The 13232-nt window shown below is 35.4% G+C and carries 6 protein-coding genes, 43 tRNA genes and 2 rRNA genes; all 51 read left to right on the top strand.

What is annotated here, in order from left to right; genetic code table 11:
* Nucleotides 1-219: ribosomal RNA gene (locus K0040_RS10170) — 23S ribosomal RNA — on the top strand; the annotation flags it as partial.
* Between the two features lie 183 nt (nucleotides 220-402).
* Nucleotides 403-519 (top strand): 5S ribosomal RNA (gene rrf / locus K0040_RS10165).
* Nucleotides 520-524: 5 nt separating this feature from the next.
* A tRNA-Asn gene (locus tag K0040_RS10160) sits at nucleotides 525-599 on the top strand.
* A gap of 9 nt (nucleotides 600-608) precedes the next feature.
* Nucleotides 609-698: transfer RNA gene (locus K0040_RS10155), tRNA-Leu, on the top strand.
* Between the two features lie 13 nt (nucleotides 699-711).
* Nucleotides 712-787 (top strand) — tRNA-Met (locus K0040_RS10150).
* A gap of 12 nt (nucleotides 788-799) precedes the next feature.
* A tRNA-Glu gene (locus K0040_RS10145) sits at nucleotides 800-874 on the top strand.
* Nucleotide 875: 1 nt separating this feature from the next.
* Nucleotides 876-949, top strand: a tRNA-Gly gene (locus tag K0040_RS10140).
* A 13-nt stretch (nucleotides 950-962) separates the two neighbouring features.
* Nucleotides 963-1038: transfer RNA gene (locus K0040_RS10135), tRNA-Val, on the top strand.
* A gap of 17 nt (nucleotides 1039-1055) precedes the next feature.
* Nucleotides 1056-1132 (top strand) — tRNA-Asp (locus K0040_RS10130).
* Between the two features lie 22 nt (nucleotides 1133-1154).
* Nucleotides 1155-1229, top strand: a tRNA-Thr gene (locus K0040_RS10125).
* Nucleotides 1230-1234: 5 nt separating this feature from the next.
* Nucleotides 1235-1319: transfer RNA gene (locus K0040_RS10120), tRNA-Tyr, on the top strand.
* A 10-nt stretch (nucleotides 1320-1329) separates the two neighbouring features.
* Nucleotides 1330-1413 (top strand) — tRNA-Leu (locus K0040_RS10115).
* A gap of 22 nt (nucleotides 1414-1435) precedes the next feature.
* Nucleotides 1436-1510 (top strand) — tRNA-Gly (locus tag K0040_RS10110).
* A 21-nt stretch (nucleotides 1511-1531) separates the two neighbouring features.
* A tRNA-Arg gene (locus K0040_RS10105) sits at nucleotides 1532-1608 on the top strand.
* Nucleotides 1609-1617: 9 nt separating this feature from the next.
* A tRNA-Gln gene (locus K0040_RS10100) sits at nucleotides 1618-1693 on the top strand.
* Between the two features lie 9 nt (nucleotides 1694-1702).
* Nucleotides 1703-1778 (top strand) — tRNA-Lys (locus K0040_RS10095).
* A gap of 7 nt (nucleotides 1779-1785) precedes the next feature.
* Nucleotides 1786-1874, top strand: a tRNA-Ser gene (locus K0040_RS10090).
* 3 nt (nucleotides 1875-1877) lie between these two features.
* Nucleotides 1878-1953, top strand: a tRNA-Phe gene (locus K0040_RS10085).
* Between the two features lie 14 nt (nucleotides 1954-1967).
* Nucleotides 1968-2044 (top strand) — tRNA-Met (locus tag K0040_RS10080).
* A gap of 23 nt (nucleotides 2045-2067) precedes the next feature.
* A tRNA-Ile gene (locus K0040_RS10075) sits at nucleotides 2068-2144 on the top strand.
* Nucleotides 2145-2154: 10 nt separating this feature from the next.
* A tRNA-Pro gene (locus K0040_RS10070) sits at nucleotides 2155-2231 on the top strand.
* A 15-nt stretch (nucleotides 2232-2246) separates the two neighbouring features.
* Nucleotides 2247-2323 (top strand) — tRNA-His (locus tag K0040_RS10065).
* 12 nt (nucleotides 2324-2335) lie between these two features.
* Nucleotides 2336-2411, top strand: a tRNA-Lys gene (locus K0040_RS10060).
* Between the two features lie 8 nt (nucleotides 2412-2419).
* Nucleotides 2420-2494, top strand: a tRNA-Cys gene (locus tag K0040_RS10055).
* 3 nt (nucleotides 2495-2497) lie between these two features.
* A tRNA-Asn gene (locus K0040_RS10050) sits at nucleotides 2498-2572 on the top strand.
* 7 nt (nucleotides 2573-2579) lie between these two features.
* Nucleotides 2580-2669: transfer RNA gene (locus K0040_RS10045), tRNA-Leu, on the top strand.
* Nucleotides 2670-2720: 51 nt separating this feature from the next.
* A tRNA-Glu gene (locus tag K0040_RS10040) sits at nucleotides 2721-2795 on the top strand.
* 1 nt (nucleotide 2796) lies between these two features.
* A tRNA-Gly gene (locus K0040_RS10035) sits at nucleotides 2797-2870 on the top strand.
* 13 nt (nucleotides 2871-2883) lie between these two features.
* Nucleotides 2884-2959: transfer RNA gene (locus K0040_RS10030), tRNA-Val, on the top strand.
* Nucleotides 2960-2974: 15 nt separating this feature from the next.
* Nucleotides 2975-3051, top strand: a tRNA-Asp gene (locus tag K0040_RS10025).
* A gap of 15 nt (nucleotides 3052-3066) precedes the next feature.
* Nucleotides 3067-3141 (top strand) — tRNA-Thr (locus K0040_RS10020).
* Nucleotides 3142-3152: 11 nt separating this feature from the next.
* Nucleotides 3153-3237 (top strand) — tRNA-Tyr (locus K0040_RS10015).
* A gap of 11 nt (nucleotides 3238-3248) precedes the next feature.
* A tRNA-Leu gene (locus K0040_RS10010) sits at nucleotides 3249-3332 on the top strand.
* 17 nt (nucleotides 3333-3349) lie between these two features.
* Nucleotides 3350-3426 (top strand) — tRNA-Arg (locus tag K0040_RS10005).
* 9 nt (nucleotides 3427-3435) lie between these two features.
* A tRNA-Gln gene (locus K0040_RS10000) sits at nucleotides 3436-3511 on the top strand.
* A gap of 52 nt (nucleotides 3512-3563) precedes the next feature.
* Nucleotides 3564-3652 (top strand) — tRNA-Ser (locus K0040_RS09995).
* 5 nt (nucleotides 3653-3657) lie between these two features.
* A tRNA-Phe gene (locus K0040_RS09990) sits at nucleotides 3658-3733 on the top strand.
* A gap of 14 nt (nucleotides 3734-3747) precedes the next feature.
* Nucleotides 3748-3824: transfer RNA gene (locus K0040_RS09985), tRNA-Met, on the top strand.
* Between the two features lie 23 nt (nucleotides 3825-3847).
* Nucleotides 3848-3924, top strand: a tRNA-Ile gene (locus tag K0040_RS09980).
* 10 nt (nucleotides 3925-3934) lie between these two features.
* Nucleotides 3935-4011 (top strand) — tRNA-Pro (locus tag K0040_RS09975).
* Nucleotides 4012-4046: 35 nt separating this feature from the next.
* A tRNA-His gene (locus K0040_RS09970) sits at nucleotides 4047-4123 on the top strand.
* Between the two features lie 9 nt (nucleotides 4124-4132).
* Nucleotides 4133-4208, top strand: a tRNA-Lys gene (locus K0040_RS09965).
* Nucleotides 4209-4217: 9 nt separating this feature from the next.
* Nucleotides 4218-4292, top strand: a tRNA-Cys gene (locus K0040_RS09960).
* A gap of 9 nt (nucleotides 4293-4301) precedes the next feature.
* A tRNA-Arg gene (locus tag K0040_RS09955) sits at nucleotides 4302-4378 on the top strand.
* An 18-nt stretch (nucleotides 4379-4396) separates the two neighbouring features.
* Nucleotides 4397-4472: transfer RNA gene (locus K0040_RS09950), tRNA-Val, on the top strand.
* A gap of 131 nt (nucleotides 4473-4603) precedes the next feature.
* Nucleotides 4604-5017, top strand: coding sequence for a hypothetical protein (locus K0040_RS09945; RefSeq protein WP_228108710.1), 414 nt, complete (start codon nucleotides 4604-4606; stop codon nucleotides 5015-5017).
* A 382-nt stretch (nucleotides 5018-5399) separates the two neighbouring features.
* Nucleotides 5400-8834, top strand: coding sequence for a pyruvate carboxylase (locus tag K0040_RS09940; RefSeq protein WP_228108709.1), 3435 nt, complete (start codon nucleotides 5400-5402; stop codon nucleotides 8832-8834).
* A 250-nt stretch (nucleotides 8835-9084) separates the two neighbouring features.
* Entirely contained in the window at nucleotides 9085-11016 is a 1932-nt protein-coding gene (locus K0040_RS09935; protein WP_228108708.1) for an elongation factor G, read from the top strand.
* 184 nt (nucleotides 11017-11200) lie between these two features.
* The gene (locus K0040_RS09930; protein WP_228108707.1) at nucleotides 11201-11665 is read left to right on the top strand and encodes a CtsR family transcriptional regulator; all 465 of its coding nucleotides are present in this window, start codon (nucleotides 11201-11203) and stop codon (nucleotides 11663-11665) included.
* A 4-nt stretch (nucleotides 11666-11669) separates the two neighbouring features.
* Nucleotides 11670-12209: a UvrB/UvrC motif-containing protein gene (locus K0040_RS09925; protein ID WP_228108706.1), complete on the top strand. Its 540-nt coding sequence runs from the start codon at nucleotides 11670-11672 to the stop codon at nucleotides 12207-12209.
* 12 nt (nucleotides 12210-12221) lie between these two features.
* Nucleotides 12222-13226 carry a hypothetical protein gene (locus K0040_RS09920; protein ID WP_228108705.1) on the top strand — a complete coding sequence of 335 codons (1005 nt, stop codon included), beginning with the start codon at nucleotides 12222-12224 and terminating at the stop codon, nucleotides 13224-13226.
* Nucleotides 13227-13232: the final 6 nt, after the last annotated feature.

The raw sequence follows: 13232 nt of genomic DNA, 5'->3' as shown, positions 1-13232 counted from the left end.
GTACCGCTGGTGTACCAGTTGTTCTGCCAAGGGCATAGCTGGGTAGCTAAGTACGGAAAGGATAAGCGCTGAAAGCATCTAAGCGCGAAGTCTACTTCGAGATAAGATTTCCCACCGTAAGGTTAAGACCCCATGAAGACTACATGGTTGATAGGTCAGAGGTGGAAGTGTGGTAACATATGTAGCTTACTGATACTAATAGGTCGAGGACTTGACCAAAATAAACCTAAAGGTTTATATCACCAATTAAATCTTTGATCATATAATTATAAAGAAGATTTCAGTTGTTAAAAAATATAATGGAAATATTAAATGTTAGCAGTTTTGAAGGTACTAAAACTTTCAAAAAAAGTTGACAATGAATTAAATAAATGTTATTATAATACTTGTTTAATAAAAAAATGTGGTTATTATAGCAAAGAGGATACACCTGTTCCCATTCCGAACACAGAAGTTAAGCTCTTAAGCGGTGATGGTACTTGGGGGGCAACCCCCTGGGAGAGTAGCACGTAGCCACGTTATGTTCCAAGGTAGCTCAACGGTGGAGCACTCGGCTGTTAACCGATAGGCTGAGGGTTCGAGTCCCTCCCTTGGAGCCAAGAAAGTATGCCGAAGTGGCGGAACTGGCAGACGCACAGGACTTAAAATCCTGCGAAACTTATACTTTCGTACCGGTTCGATTCCGGTCTTCGGCACCATACTTTTTAATATCGCGGAGTGGAGCAGTTGGCAGCTCGTCGGGCTCATAACCCGAAGGTCACAGGTTCGAGTCCTGTCTCCGCAACCATTTAAATATTGTGGCTCATTGGTCAAGCGGTCAAGACACCGCCCTTTCACGGCGGTAACAGGGGTTCGATTCCCCTATGAGTCACCATGCGGGTGTAGCTCAATGGTAGAGTTCCGGCCTTCCAAGCCGGCTGTGAGGGTTCGATCCCCTTCACCCGCTCCATTTAAATTATCCCGGGACCATAGCTCAGCTGGGAGAGCACCTGCCTTACAAGCAGGGGGTCACAGGTTCGAGCCCTGTTGGTCCCACCATAAAAATATACAAATGCGGCCTGGTAGTTCAGTTGGTTAGAATGCCAGCCTGTCACGCTGGAGGTCGAGGGTTCGAGCCCCTTCCAGGTCGCCAAAATACTTCTTATAAACACTATGCTGGTGTGGCTCAACGGTAGAGCAGCTGACTTGTAATCAGCAGGTTGTAGGTTCGATTCCTATCACCAGCTCCAAACATGGAGGATTTCCCGAGTGGCCAAAGGGGGCAGACTGTAAATCTGTTAGCTGTGCTTTCGGTGGTTCGAATCCACCATCCTCCACCAAAAGAAGTATGCGGATGTGGCGGAATTGGCAGACGCACTAGACTTAGGATCTAGCGCCATTGGCGTGGGGGTTCGACTCCCTTCATCCGCACCACTTTTTTAACTAGACCTAGTATGCGGGAATAGTTCAGTGGTAGAGCGCAACCTTGCCAAGGTTGAAGTCGCGAGTTCGAATCTCGTTTCCCGCTCCAAACAAAACAAACAATATATGTGGGTGCATAGCTCAGCTGGATAGAGCAACGCCCTTCTAAGGCGTGTGTCCGGGGTTCGAATCCCTGTGCGCTCACCACTTATATATTGGGGATTAGCCAAGTCGGTAAGGCACATGACTTTGACTCATGCATGCGTAGGTTCGAGTCCTGCATCCCCAGCCATATAAATATGACTCATTAGCTCAGTCGGTAGAGCACTTGACTTTTAATCAAGGTGTCCGGAGTTCGAATCTCCGATGGGTCACCATTAACTTGGAGAGGTGTCCGAGTGGTTTAAGGAGCTGGTCTTGAAAACCAGTGATGCTTAACGGCACCGTGGGTTCGAATCCCACCCTCTCCGCCAGATGCCCAGATAGCTCAGTCGGTAGAGCAGGGGACTGAAAATCCCCGTGTCGGTGGTTCGATTCCGCCTCTGGGCACCATATTTAAATATTGTGGCGGTATAGCTTAGTTGGCTAGAGCGTTCGGTTCATACCCGAAAGGTCACAGGTTCGACTCCTGTTACCGCTACCATTTAGATTTTAATAATATAACGTGGACCATTAGCTCAGTTGGTTAGAGCGCCCGGCTCATAACCGGTAGGTCTGGGGTTCGAGTCCCTGATGGTCCACCACTTTTTAGTTCGAGGTGTAGCGCAGTTTGGTAGCGCACTTGGTTTGGGACCATGGGGCCGGGGGTTCGAGTCCCTTCACCTCGACCACTTTTATCAGTTATGGTGGGTATAGCTCAGTTGGTTAGAGCGCCAGATTGTGGCTCTGGAGGCCGTGAGTTCGAATCTCATTATCCACCCCATAAAAAATATATGACTCATTAGCTCAGTCGGTAGAGCACTTGACTTTTAATCAAGGTGTCCGGAGTTCGAATCTCCGATGGGTCACCACTAAATATGGCGACATGACCAAGTGGCTAAGGTAGAGGACTGCAACTCCTTCATCCCCAGTTCGAATCTGGGTGTCGCCTCCATATTCCAAGGTAGCTCAACGGTGGAGCACTCGGCTGTTAACCGATAGGCTGAGGGTTCGAGTCCCTCCCTTGGAGCCAAGAAAGTGCCGAAGTGGCGGAACTGGCAGACGCACAGGACTTAAAATCCTGCGAAACTTATACTTTCGTACCGGTTCGATTCCGGTCTTCGGCACCAATTTTGCGAGACAAATGAGTAAGCGCAAAAAAAGTAAATGACAATATGAATGGCTCATTGGTCAAGCGGTCAAGACACCGCCCTTTCACGGCGGTAACAGGGGTTCGATTCCCCTATGAGTCACCATGCGGGTGTAGCTCAATGGTAGAGTTCCGGCCTTCCAAGCCGGCTGTGAGGGTTCGATCCCCTTCACCCGCTCCATTTAAATCATCCCGGGACCATAGCTCAGCTGGGAGAGCACCTGCCTTACAAGCAGGGGGTCACAGGTTCGAGCCCTGTTGGTCCCACCATAAAAACATAAACGCGGCCTGGTAGTTCAGTTGGTTAGAATGCCAGCCTGTCACGCTGGAGGTCGAGGGTTCGAACCCCTTCCAGGTCGCCATTTTATTTTATCTAAGCTGGTGTGGCTCAACGGTAGAGCAGCTGACTTGTAATCAGCAGGTTGTAGGTTCGATTCCTATCACCAGCTCCATTTATATATGCGGAGGATTTCCCGAGTGGCCAAAGGGGGCAGACTGTAAATCTGTTAGCTGTGCTTTCGGTGGTTCGAATCCACCATCCTCCACCAACTTAAAGTACGCGGATGTGGCGGAATTGGCAGACGCACTAGACTTAGGATCTAGCGCCATTGGCGTGGGGGTTCGACTCCCTTCATCCGCACCACTTTTATTTTATAATGTGGGTGCATAGCTCAGCTGGATAGAGCAACGCCCTTCTAAGGCGTGTGTCCGGGGTTCGAATCCCTGTGCGCTCACCACTTATATATTGGGGATTAGCCAAGTCGGTAAGGCACATGACTTTGACTCATGCATGCGTAGGTTCGAGTCCTGCATCCCCAGCCATATTAAATTATCAACTTAGTGCTCACTAGATAGAGCATAAAGGAAACTATAAGGAGAGGTGTCCGAGTGGTTTAAGGAGCTGGTCTTGAAAACCAGTGATGCTTAACGGCACCGTGGGTTCGAATCCCACCCTCTCCGCCAATAGCGCCCAGATAGCTCAGTCGGTAGAGCAGGGGACTGAAAATCCCCGTGTCGGTGGTTCGATTCCGCCTCTGGGCACCATATTTAAATATTGTGGCGGTATAGCTTAGTTGGCTAGAGCGTTCGGTTCATACCCGAAAGGTCACAGGTTCGACTCCTGTTACCGCTACCATTTAGATTTTAATAATATAACGTGGACCATTAGCTCAGTTGGTTAGAGCGCCCGGCTCATAACCGGTAGGTCTGGGGTTCGAGTCCCTGATGGTCCACCACTTTTTAGTTCGAGGTGTAGCGCAGTTTGGTAGCGCACTTGGTTTGGGACCATGGGGCCGGGGGTTCGAGTCCCTTCACCTCGACCATCAACTAAAAGATAAAACTAGTGCATTAGATTATGGTGGGTATAGCTCAGTTGGTTAGAGCGCCAGATTGTGGCTCTGGAGGCCGTGAGTTCGAATCTCATTATCCACCCCAAAAAAATATGACTCATTAGCTCAGTCGGTAGAGCACTTGACTTTTAATCAAGGTGTCCGGAGTTCGAATCTCCGATGGGTCACCAATATAAAAAGGCGACATGACCAAGTGGCTAAGGTAGAGGACTGCAACTCCTTCATCCCCAGTTCGAATCTGGGTGTCGCCTCCATTTAAACATGCGCCTATAGCTCAACTGGATAGAGTGTCTGACTACGAATCAGAAGGTTGGGGGTTCGAGTCCCTCTGGGCGCACCACTTATTAATAAAAATCCCGGGACCATAGCTCAGCTGGGAGAGCACCTGCCTTACAAGCAGGGGGTCACAGGTTCGAGCCCTGTTGGTCCCACCAGTTATCCTCTAGTTAACAAACTAGAGGTTTTTTAATATATAAAGTAAGTTATAAATATTATTGTTTTAATAAAAAATAAAATTAATTAAAAAATAGAGATCTTTTATATAAAAATTAAGGAAGGTGTTATTATGTATATTATATTCGGAGAAGAAATAGTAGATAGTGAAGAAATAAAGAAAATAATTGAAGAAAATAGCGATTTTAAAGTAAATAGAGATATGTGCAAGGGAACAAAAAGAGAAGATGTTGTAGCATATCAACTAAGTATACCAGTAAAAGTATTAAATGAAAAATTAGATAAAGATTATGATTTGGATGAATTGAGTGAAGAAGATTTATTTGAAGAATATATAAATTTATCAGAAGAAATGTCTATAGCACTACAAGATTTTATGCCAAAGCACTCTTTAGTAAACTCTATATCTTACAAATGGGATAATTCATCGGACGTAGTTAAAACAGTATTTACTATGGCATATATAGGTTTAGGACAATTAAAGTTAAATGATGTATCTAGAAGACTACTAAATGAGTTAGACTAGAAATACTTTTGGCAGTTTTTAAATAAATAGAACAAAATATAGATGGCTTAATAAGTATCAAAATTCAAAGTAATGAAATAATGCATAAATTAATATAATAAGTAAGATAAATCCATGTTTATTAATATAAAATAAATATGGATTTATTTTTTTATAAGTCAATATATATTCATGACAATCGGAATATTATAGAAAAGTATGATAAAAATATTCTATTTTTACTTAATTAAGAAATAGAGATTTACCAAAATACAAAATATATTTACCTGTTTTCATGAATTTGTATTAATTATTAAGAAACTCTTTAATAGGGGTTCAAAAATAAAGTTTTATGGACTATAATCTTTAATATTACAACTTAAATATGGAAAAGGGGGATAATATGCTTAAAAAATTTAAAAAAGTACTAGTAGCTAATAGAGGAGAAATTGCTATAAGAATATTTAGAGCATGCCATGAATTAGGAATTAAAAGTGTTGGGATATATAGTAAAGAGGATAAATATAGTTTATTTAGAACGAAAGCTGATGAATCTTATTTAATAGGGAAAGATAAAGGACCTATAGAAGCGTATTTAGATATAGATGGAATTATTGAGCTTGCCAAAGCCAAAAATGTAGATGCCATACATCCAGGGTATGGTTTCTTAGCGGAAAATCCAGAGTTTGTAAGAAAATGTGAAGAGAACGGAATTACATTTATAGGTCCATCTGCAGAGATAATGGAAAGAATGGGTGACAAAATAAATTCTAAAAAAGTTGCTCATAGTGTTGGAGTAGGAACTATACCTGGAGTAGAAAAAGTAATTAAAAGTGTTGAACAAGCAAAAGAAGTTGCAGACCTTATAGGATATCCAGTAATGATAAAAGCCTCTAATGGTGGAGGCGGTAGAGGTATGAGGGTAGTTTATGATGAAAAAAACTTAGCTCTTGAATATGAAACAGCATGTAGTGAATCAAGAAAGGCATTCGGAGCAGATTTAATTTTTATAGAAAAATATATAGAAGATCCTAAACATATAGAGGTTCAAATACTAGGAGACAAGCATGGAAACTTAGTTCATTTGTATGAGAGAGATTGTTCAGTACAAAGAAGACATCAAAAAATAATTGAATATGCACCAGCATTTTCTATAGATAAAAAAATAAGAGATGAAATTTGTGAAGATGCAGTTAAAATAGCTAAAGAAGTAGGATATGTAAGTGCAGGAACATTAGAGTTTTTAGTTGACAGCAAAGGTAATCATTACTTTATAGAAATGAATCCTAGAATCCAAGTTGAACATACAGTAACAGAAGAGGTTACAGGAATAGATATTGTTCAAAGTCAAATTCTTGTAGCTGAAGGATATAGCTTAGAGAGTAAAGAGATAGATATAAAGTCACAAGAGGATGTAACAATAACAGGATATGCTATACAATGTAGAATTACAACTGAGGATCCTAAGAATAACTTTATGCCTGATACAGGAAAAATACAAGTATATAGAACTGGATCGGGTGCAGGAATTAGGCTAGATGGTGGAAATGGTTGTGCAGGATTTAGCATAAGTCCATATTATGATAGTTTATTGGTAAAGACTATATCTTGGGATAGAACATTTGAAAGAGCAATTAATAAGACTATTAGATCTATAAATGAACTTAGGGTTAGAGGCGTAAAAACTAATATTGGATTTTTAGTTAATGTTTTACAAGATCCTATGTTTAGAGCTGGTAGATGTAGTACTAAATTTATAGATGAACATCCTAGATTGTTCAAGATAAAAGAAAGCAAAGATAGGGGAACTAAATTACTTCAATTTATAGGTGATGTTATAGTAAATGAAAACAAGTGTATACCTAAGCCTAAGTTTGAAACATTACATCAACCACGAATAATAACTGAAAGAGTTCCAAAGGTAGAGGGCAGTAGAGTTCAGTTTGAAAAACTAGGAAAGAAAGCATATATTGAAAAAATAAAAAATGAAAAGAAATTATTATTAACAGATACTACAATGAGAGATGCGCATCAATCTCTTATTGCAACAAGATTTAGAACTTACGATTTATTACAAGTCGCTAAAGAAACAAATGAGTACCAAAAAGATTTATTTTCACTAGAAATGTGGGGAGGAGCTACATATGATGTGGCTTATAGGTTCTTGAAAGAATCTCCATGGAGAAGGTTACAAAAACTAAGAGCAGAAATACCAGATGTAATGTTCCAAATGTTATTTAGAGCATCTAATGGTGTGGGATATACAAATTATCCTGATAATGTGATAGTAGATTTTATAAAAGAATCAGCTTATCAAGGAATAGATGTTATAAGGATATTTGATTCATTAAACTGGGTTGAAAATATGAAATTGTCTATAGAAGCAGGGCTTGAAACTGGAAAAATAGTAGAAGGTACAATGTGTTACACAGGAGACATATTAAACCCTAATAAGTCAAAGTATAACTTAGAATACTATATAAAAATGGCTAAAGAGTTAGAGTCTTTAGGTGTAGATATAATTTGTATAAAAGATATGGCAGGTCTTTTAAAACCGTATGCTGCACATACTTTGATTAAGTCTTTAAAGGAAAATGTTAAAACACCTATTCACCTACACACTCATGATACAAGTGGAAATGGTGTGGCAACATGCTTAATGGCAGCACAAGCAGGTGTAGACATAGTAGATGCTGCATTACAAACTATGTCAGGTCTAACAAGTCAACCATCTTTAAATGCCATAGTAGAAGCTTTAAAACATACAGAAAGAGATACTAATATTGATTTATATGGATATGAAGAGCTATCAAGTTATTATGGAGATTTAAGACAAATTTATAAAAAATTCGAAAGTGGTATGAGTACTTCTTTCGCTGAAATATATGAATATGAAATGCCTGGAGGACAATATTCAAATCTAAAAGCTCAAGCTGATAGCTTTGGATTAGGAGATGATTTTGATACTCTTAAGGTAAACTACAAAGAGGCTAACCAAATAGTTGGAGATATAATTAAAGTTACACCATCCTCAAAAGTTGTAGGGGATTTAGCCATATTTATGACAAAGAATAAATTGGATAGAGGAAATATTATTGAAGAAGGTAAAAAGTTATCATTTCCAGATTCAGTAGTAGATTACTGTAAAGGTATGATAGGTCAACCAGAAGGTGGAATACCAAAAGATTTGCAAGATGTAGTATTAAAAGGCGAAGAAGCCATTACTGTAAGACCTGGATCATTAATACCTGTAGCTAATTTTGATAAAGACAAAGATTATTTGAATGAAAAATTTGATATGAGGTCAAACATAAGAAATATACTAAGCTATGAATTATATCCAAAAGTATATGAAGAATATTTAAAACATTTACAAGGATATAATGATATTTCTAAACTGGAAAGTGATGTGTTCTTTTATGGTCTTGGCATAGGTGAAGAGTGTGATGTGGAAATAGAAGAAGGAAAAATGTTAACTATTAGTTTAAGAAATATAGGCGATGTAAAAGAAAACGGATATAGAACAATAGTATTTGATTTAAATGGAATGCATAGGGAAGTAGAAATAAAAGATAATAACTATGAAGGAAGCATTAAACAAGTAGAAACTGCTGATATGGATAATTCTTTACAAATAGGGGCTAGTATTCCTGGAAAGGTAATAAAAGTTCTTGTTAAAGAAGGTGATGAAGTAGAAGAGCATCAACCATTAATTGTTATAGAAGCTATGAAAATGGAAACTAATATAGTATCAAAAACAAATGGAAAAATAAAATCTATCAAAGTTAAAGAAAATGAAATGGTTTGTGATAAACAACTATTAATGACATTAGAATAGAATAATAATGAATTAAAAAACTCTAAAGTAGGTTAAATAACTGCTTTAGAGTTTTTTAATTCAAAAAAAGAGGAAAAATACACATGTGTGTAGAAATATATTTTAAATCCAAGGGAGAGAATGTCAAATTATTGTCTCTCAAAATAAGGTAATCTTATCTTACGTAATTGGGAATATTATACATGTAAATAGTATAAAATTATTTATAACACTTGATAATTTTATATAATTAAAAAAGGTAGGTGCTAATATGAAAGTCTATGATAGTAACGATTTAAGAAATGTTGCAATACTAGGACATAGTGGATGTGGGAAATCTAATTTAATTGATGCTCTAGCATACACTACAAATATTTCAAAAAAGATGCCTAAGTTATCTGACAAAGTAAATATGACTTACAGTATAGGACTAGCTCCCATAGAATACAACGGTATCAAGTATAATTTATTAGACACACCAGGATATTTTGATTTTAGCGGTGAGGTAATTTCTTCTTTAAGAGCAAGTGATGCAGCTATTATAGTAATAGATGCAACTTCTCCCATACAAGTTGGAACTGAAAAATCACTAGAATTGACTGAAAATATGCCAAAAATCATGTTTATAAATAAAATAGACAATGAAAAGGCAAGATATAAAGATGCAATAGAAATGTTAAGAGAAAAATATGACAATAAGATAGTACCAATGATAAGCCCTATATATAAAGATAAACAATTTGTTAAATTACATAATGTATTAGAAAACTTGGATGACGATTTAGATGGAGAATTCAAAGAGCAAGTTTCAAGTGTTAAAGAAGCTTTAATGGAACATATTGCTGAGACTGACGATGAAGTTTTAGATAAGTATTTTAATGGAGAAGAATTGACTCCAGAGGAAATACAAAAAGGAATAATAATAGGAATACAAAGTGGTGATATAATACCTGTAATATGTGGATCTACAATAAATAATATAGGCTCACAAGAGATACTAAAAACTATAGGTTCATATATACAACCAAAAGATATTGAAAAAGAAAATCCTTTAAGAGCTTTAGTATTTAAAACAATGGTGGACCCATTTATGGGGAAATTATCTTACATAAAAATAGTTGAAGGAAAAATGAAAAAAGATACTGAAGTAATTAATATAAATAAAGATGTAAAAGAAAAAATTGCTAATATATATACAATGAAAAATGGAGAATTAGAGGAAATAGATTGTGCTAATGCAGGTGATATAGTTGTAGTTACAAAAATAAATTCTCTACAAACAGGAAATACTATAGCACAAAATTCAAACGCTTCCCTATTAGAATCAGCTATTTTACCAAAACCACAAATATATTTCTCTGTAGTACCAAAAAATAAAGGTGAAGAAGATAAAATAGGAGCTTCATTAAATAAAATATCAGAGGAAGATCCTACTATACACTGGTATAGAAACCCAGAAACTAAGCAAACGTTAGTTGGTGGCCAAGGCGAGCTTCATATAAACACAGTTAAAAATAAATTAAAAGAAAAATTTGGCGTTGATGTTGACTTGGAAGATATTAAAGTTGCTTATAGAGAAACTATAAAAGGTGCTTCTGATGTTCAAGGAAAACATAAAAAACAATCTGGCGGTCATGGTCAATATGGAGATGTAAAAATTAAATTTGCAAGATCTAATGATGACTTTGAATTTGCAGAAGAGATATTTGGAGGATCTGTTCCAAAATCTTATATACCTGCAGTAGAAAAAGGATTAAAAGATTCTATGCAAAAAGGAATACTAGCAGGATATCCTGTTACAAATATAAAAGCAACATTATATGATGGATCATATCATGATGTTGACTCATCAGAAATGGCATTTAAAATGGCAGCATCAATAGCATTTAAAAAAGGAATGGAAGAAGCTCAACCAATTTTATTAGAACCTGTTATGAAATTAACTATAACTGTGCCAGAAGAGTATATGGGAGATGTAATGGGTGATATTAATAAGAGAAGAGGAAAAATACTAGGAATGGAACCTGATGATAAGGGTAGACAAGTAATTTATGCAGAAGCACCCCAAAGTGAAACATTTAAATATGCAATTGATTTAAGATCTATGACCCAAGGTAGAGGATTCTTTGAAATGGAATTAGAAAAATATAGTGAAGTACCTCAGCAACTAGCAGCAAAAATAATTGCTGAAATTAATAATTAAAAAAATATATATTGAAAGCGGCATGATATTAAAAAATATCATGTCGTTTATTTTTTATTTTATATAAAATAAAAATTTGTTTTGTTTATAATAATTAGATTATATGACTAAAATATGTATATAATATATATTAAATAATAGTCAAAGAAAGTCAAAGTGAAAAATTATTTAAGTGGTGATGTAGATGGCTTCAATTAGTGATATAATAGAAAAATTTATTAAAGATTTAATGGAAGACAGTAATACAGTTCAAATTCAAAGAAATGAACTTGCTAATTTGTTCGATTGTGCTCCATCTCAAATAAATTATGTTTTGACAACTCGGTTTTCAAGAGAAAAAGGATATGATATCCAAAGCAAAAAAGGTGGAGGAGGATATGTAAAAATAGATAAGATTGTAAAATCAAATCAAGAACAAATTTTACATATCTTACATAAAAAAATAGATAAAGAAATAACATATATACAAGGAAAAGTACTTGTTAAGTGGTTATTAGATGCAAATTTAATTAACAATAGAGAATCAAAAATAATATTATGTGCTATAGATGATAAATCTCTAAACTCACCTATACATGGTTTAAATGACATAGTAAGGGCAAAAATTTTAAAAAATATTATAGAAGAATTATTTAATATAGAGGAGTGATATTATGTTATGTCAAAAATGTCATAAGAAAACAGCTTCAGTATTTATTAGCTCCATAATAAATGGTCAAGAAACACGAATGTATTTGTGTAATGATTGTGCTAAAGACTATCCATTATTTAATTTTAATCCACAAGATCCATTTTCTATAAAGGATGTTATGGAAAAATTTGATATAAGTGAAGATGATTCAATAGAAACCAAAAAGAAAAATTTATTAGAAATGGATAAGGACTGTGAAGAAAATGAGATTATATGTCCCAATTGTCACAGCACATATAATGAATATAGAGAAACAGGAAAAGTAGGCTGTAGTAAGTGTTACGAGGTTTTTGAAAAACAGTTAAAGCCTATACTCAAAAATATATATGGATATGAAGGGTACATAGGAAAATCGCCTAAAAAAGATAACAGTCACATATACCCAAGCAAAGAAATGATAACCCTAAAAGAAGATTTAAATAGGGCTGTGGAGCAAGAAGAGTATGAAAAAGCAGCTGATATTAGAGATAAAATAAAAGAGTTAGAAGAATGTAATGAATAGGAGGAGGGACTTATGGAAGACAACATAATTATAGGTACTCAAATAGCTTTATCTAGAAATATTACTAATTATCCTTTTCCACATAAACTAAGTCAATCAGAATCTCAAGTCATAGCAAATAAAATTAGCAATATAATATTAGAATCAGAAGATTTATATCAAGAGGACTTTATTGCATACAATATAAATGACATTAGTCAAATGGAAAAAAATATATTAATAGAGAGAAATATTATAAGTAATAAATTTTCAAAAAATGATATAGGTTCAATTATTATTAACAAAGATAAAACAAAATGCATAATAGTTAATGATGAAGATCATATAAAAATCAAGATATACGAAGACAAATTTAATGTGGATGATGCTTTCATAATTACAAATAAAATTGATGATATATTAGAAAGTAAGTTAAACTATGCTTTTGATGATAAATTGGGATACTTGACTAGTTGCCCAGTTAATGCAGGTACAGGGCTTAAAACATCTATTATGGCTCATCTGCCAGTATTGTCATTACAAAGAAAGGTAGATAATTATTCCAATATTGCACACAAAATAGGTGCAAATATAAAAGGTATTTCAAATGAAAAATCAAATATATTAGGTAGTATATATGAAATAAGCAATCAATCAGTTATTGGAAGATCAGAAAAAAATATTATTGAAAGTTTAAGAAGTTTGACAAAAGATATTATAAAAAAAGAAAAAGAATCTAGAAATATTGTACAAATGGAAGCCTCTATAGAATTAGAAGATGAGGTTTATAGATCTTTAGGAATATTACAAAATGCTAGAGTTATATCTGCATATGAAGCTATGAAACACTTGTCTAATATTAAGTTAGGTATTGAGATGGAATACATTAAAGATATCAACATGGAAAAAATAATTAACTTAATGAAAGGAATGAAGCCAGCTTTAAGGTTAATGTCACCTATAACTTGTTATAGTGATACCAAAAGAGCTGATTTTTTAAGAGAAGAGTTTAGTCTAGCTAATAGAAATAAGAAATAGGAGGGA

This window comes from Terrisporobacter petrolearius (assembly GCF_020748185.1).
Taxonomy (GTDB): domain Bacteria; phylum Bacillota; class Clostridia; order Peptostreptococcales; family Peptostreptococcaceae; genus Terrisporobacter; species Terrisporobacter petrolearius.
This window is presented reverse-complemented; position numbering and strand designations above follow the sequence as displayed.

What these genes read in the sequence shown, in the direction of transcription:
- K0040_RS09945 (WP_228108710.1), top strand. Translation starts at nt 4,604, where the DNA reads ATGTATATTATATTCGGAGAAGAAATAGTAGATAGTGAAGAAATAAAG.
- K0040_RS09940 (WP_228108709.1), top strand. Translation starts at nt 5,400, where the DNA reads ATGCTTAAAAAATTTAAAAAAGTACTAGTAGCTAATAGAGGAGAAATT.
- K0040_RS09935 (WP_228108708.1), top strand. Translation starts at nt 9,085, where the DNA reads ATGAAAGTCTATGATAGTAACGATTTAAGAAATGTTGCAATACTAGGA.
- K0040_RS09930 (WP_228108707.1), top strand. Translation starts at nt 11,201, where the DNA reads ATGGCTTCAATTAGTGATATAATAGAAAAATTTATTAAAGATTTAATG.
- K0040_RS09925 (WP_228108706.1), top strand. Translation starts at nt 11,670, where the DNA reads ATGTTATGTCAAAAATGTCATAAGAAAACAGCTTCAGTATTTATTAGC.
- K0040_RS09920 (WP_228108705.1), top strand. Translation starts at nt 12,222, where the DNA reads ATGGAAGACAACATAATTATAGGTACTCAAATAGCTTTATCTAGAAAT.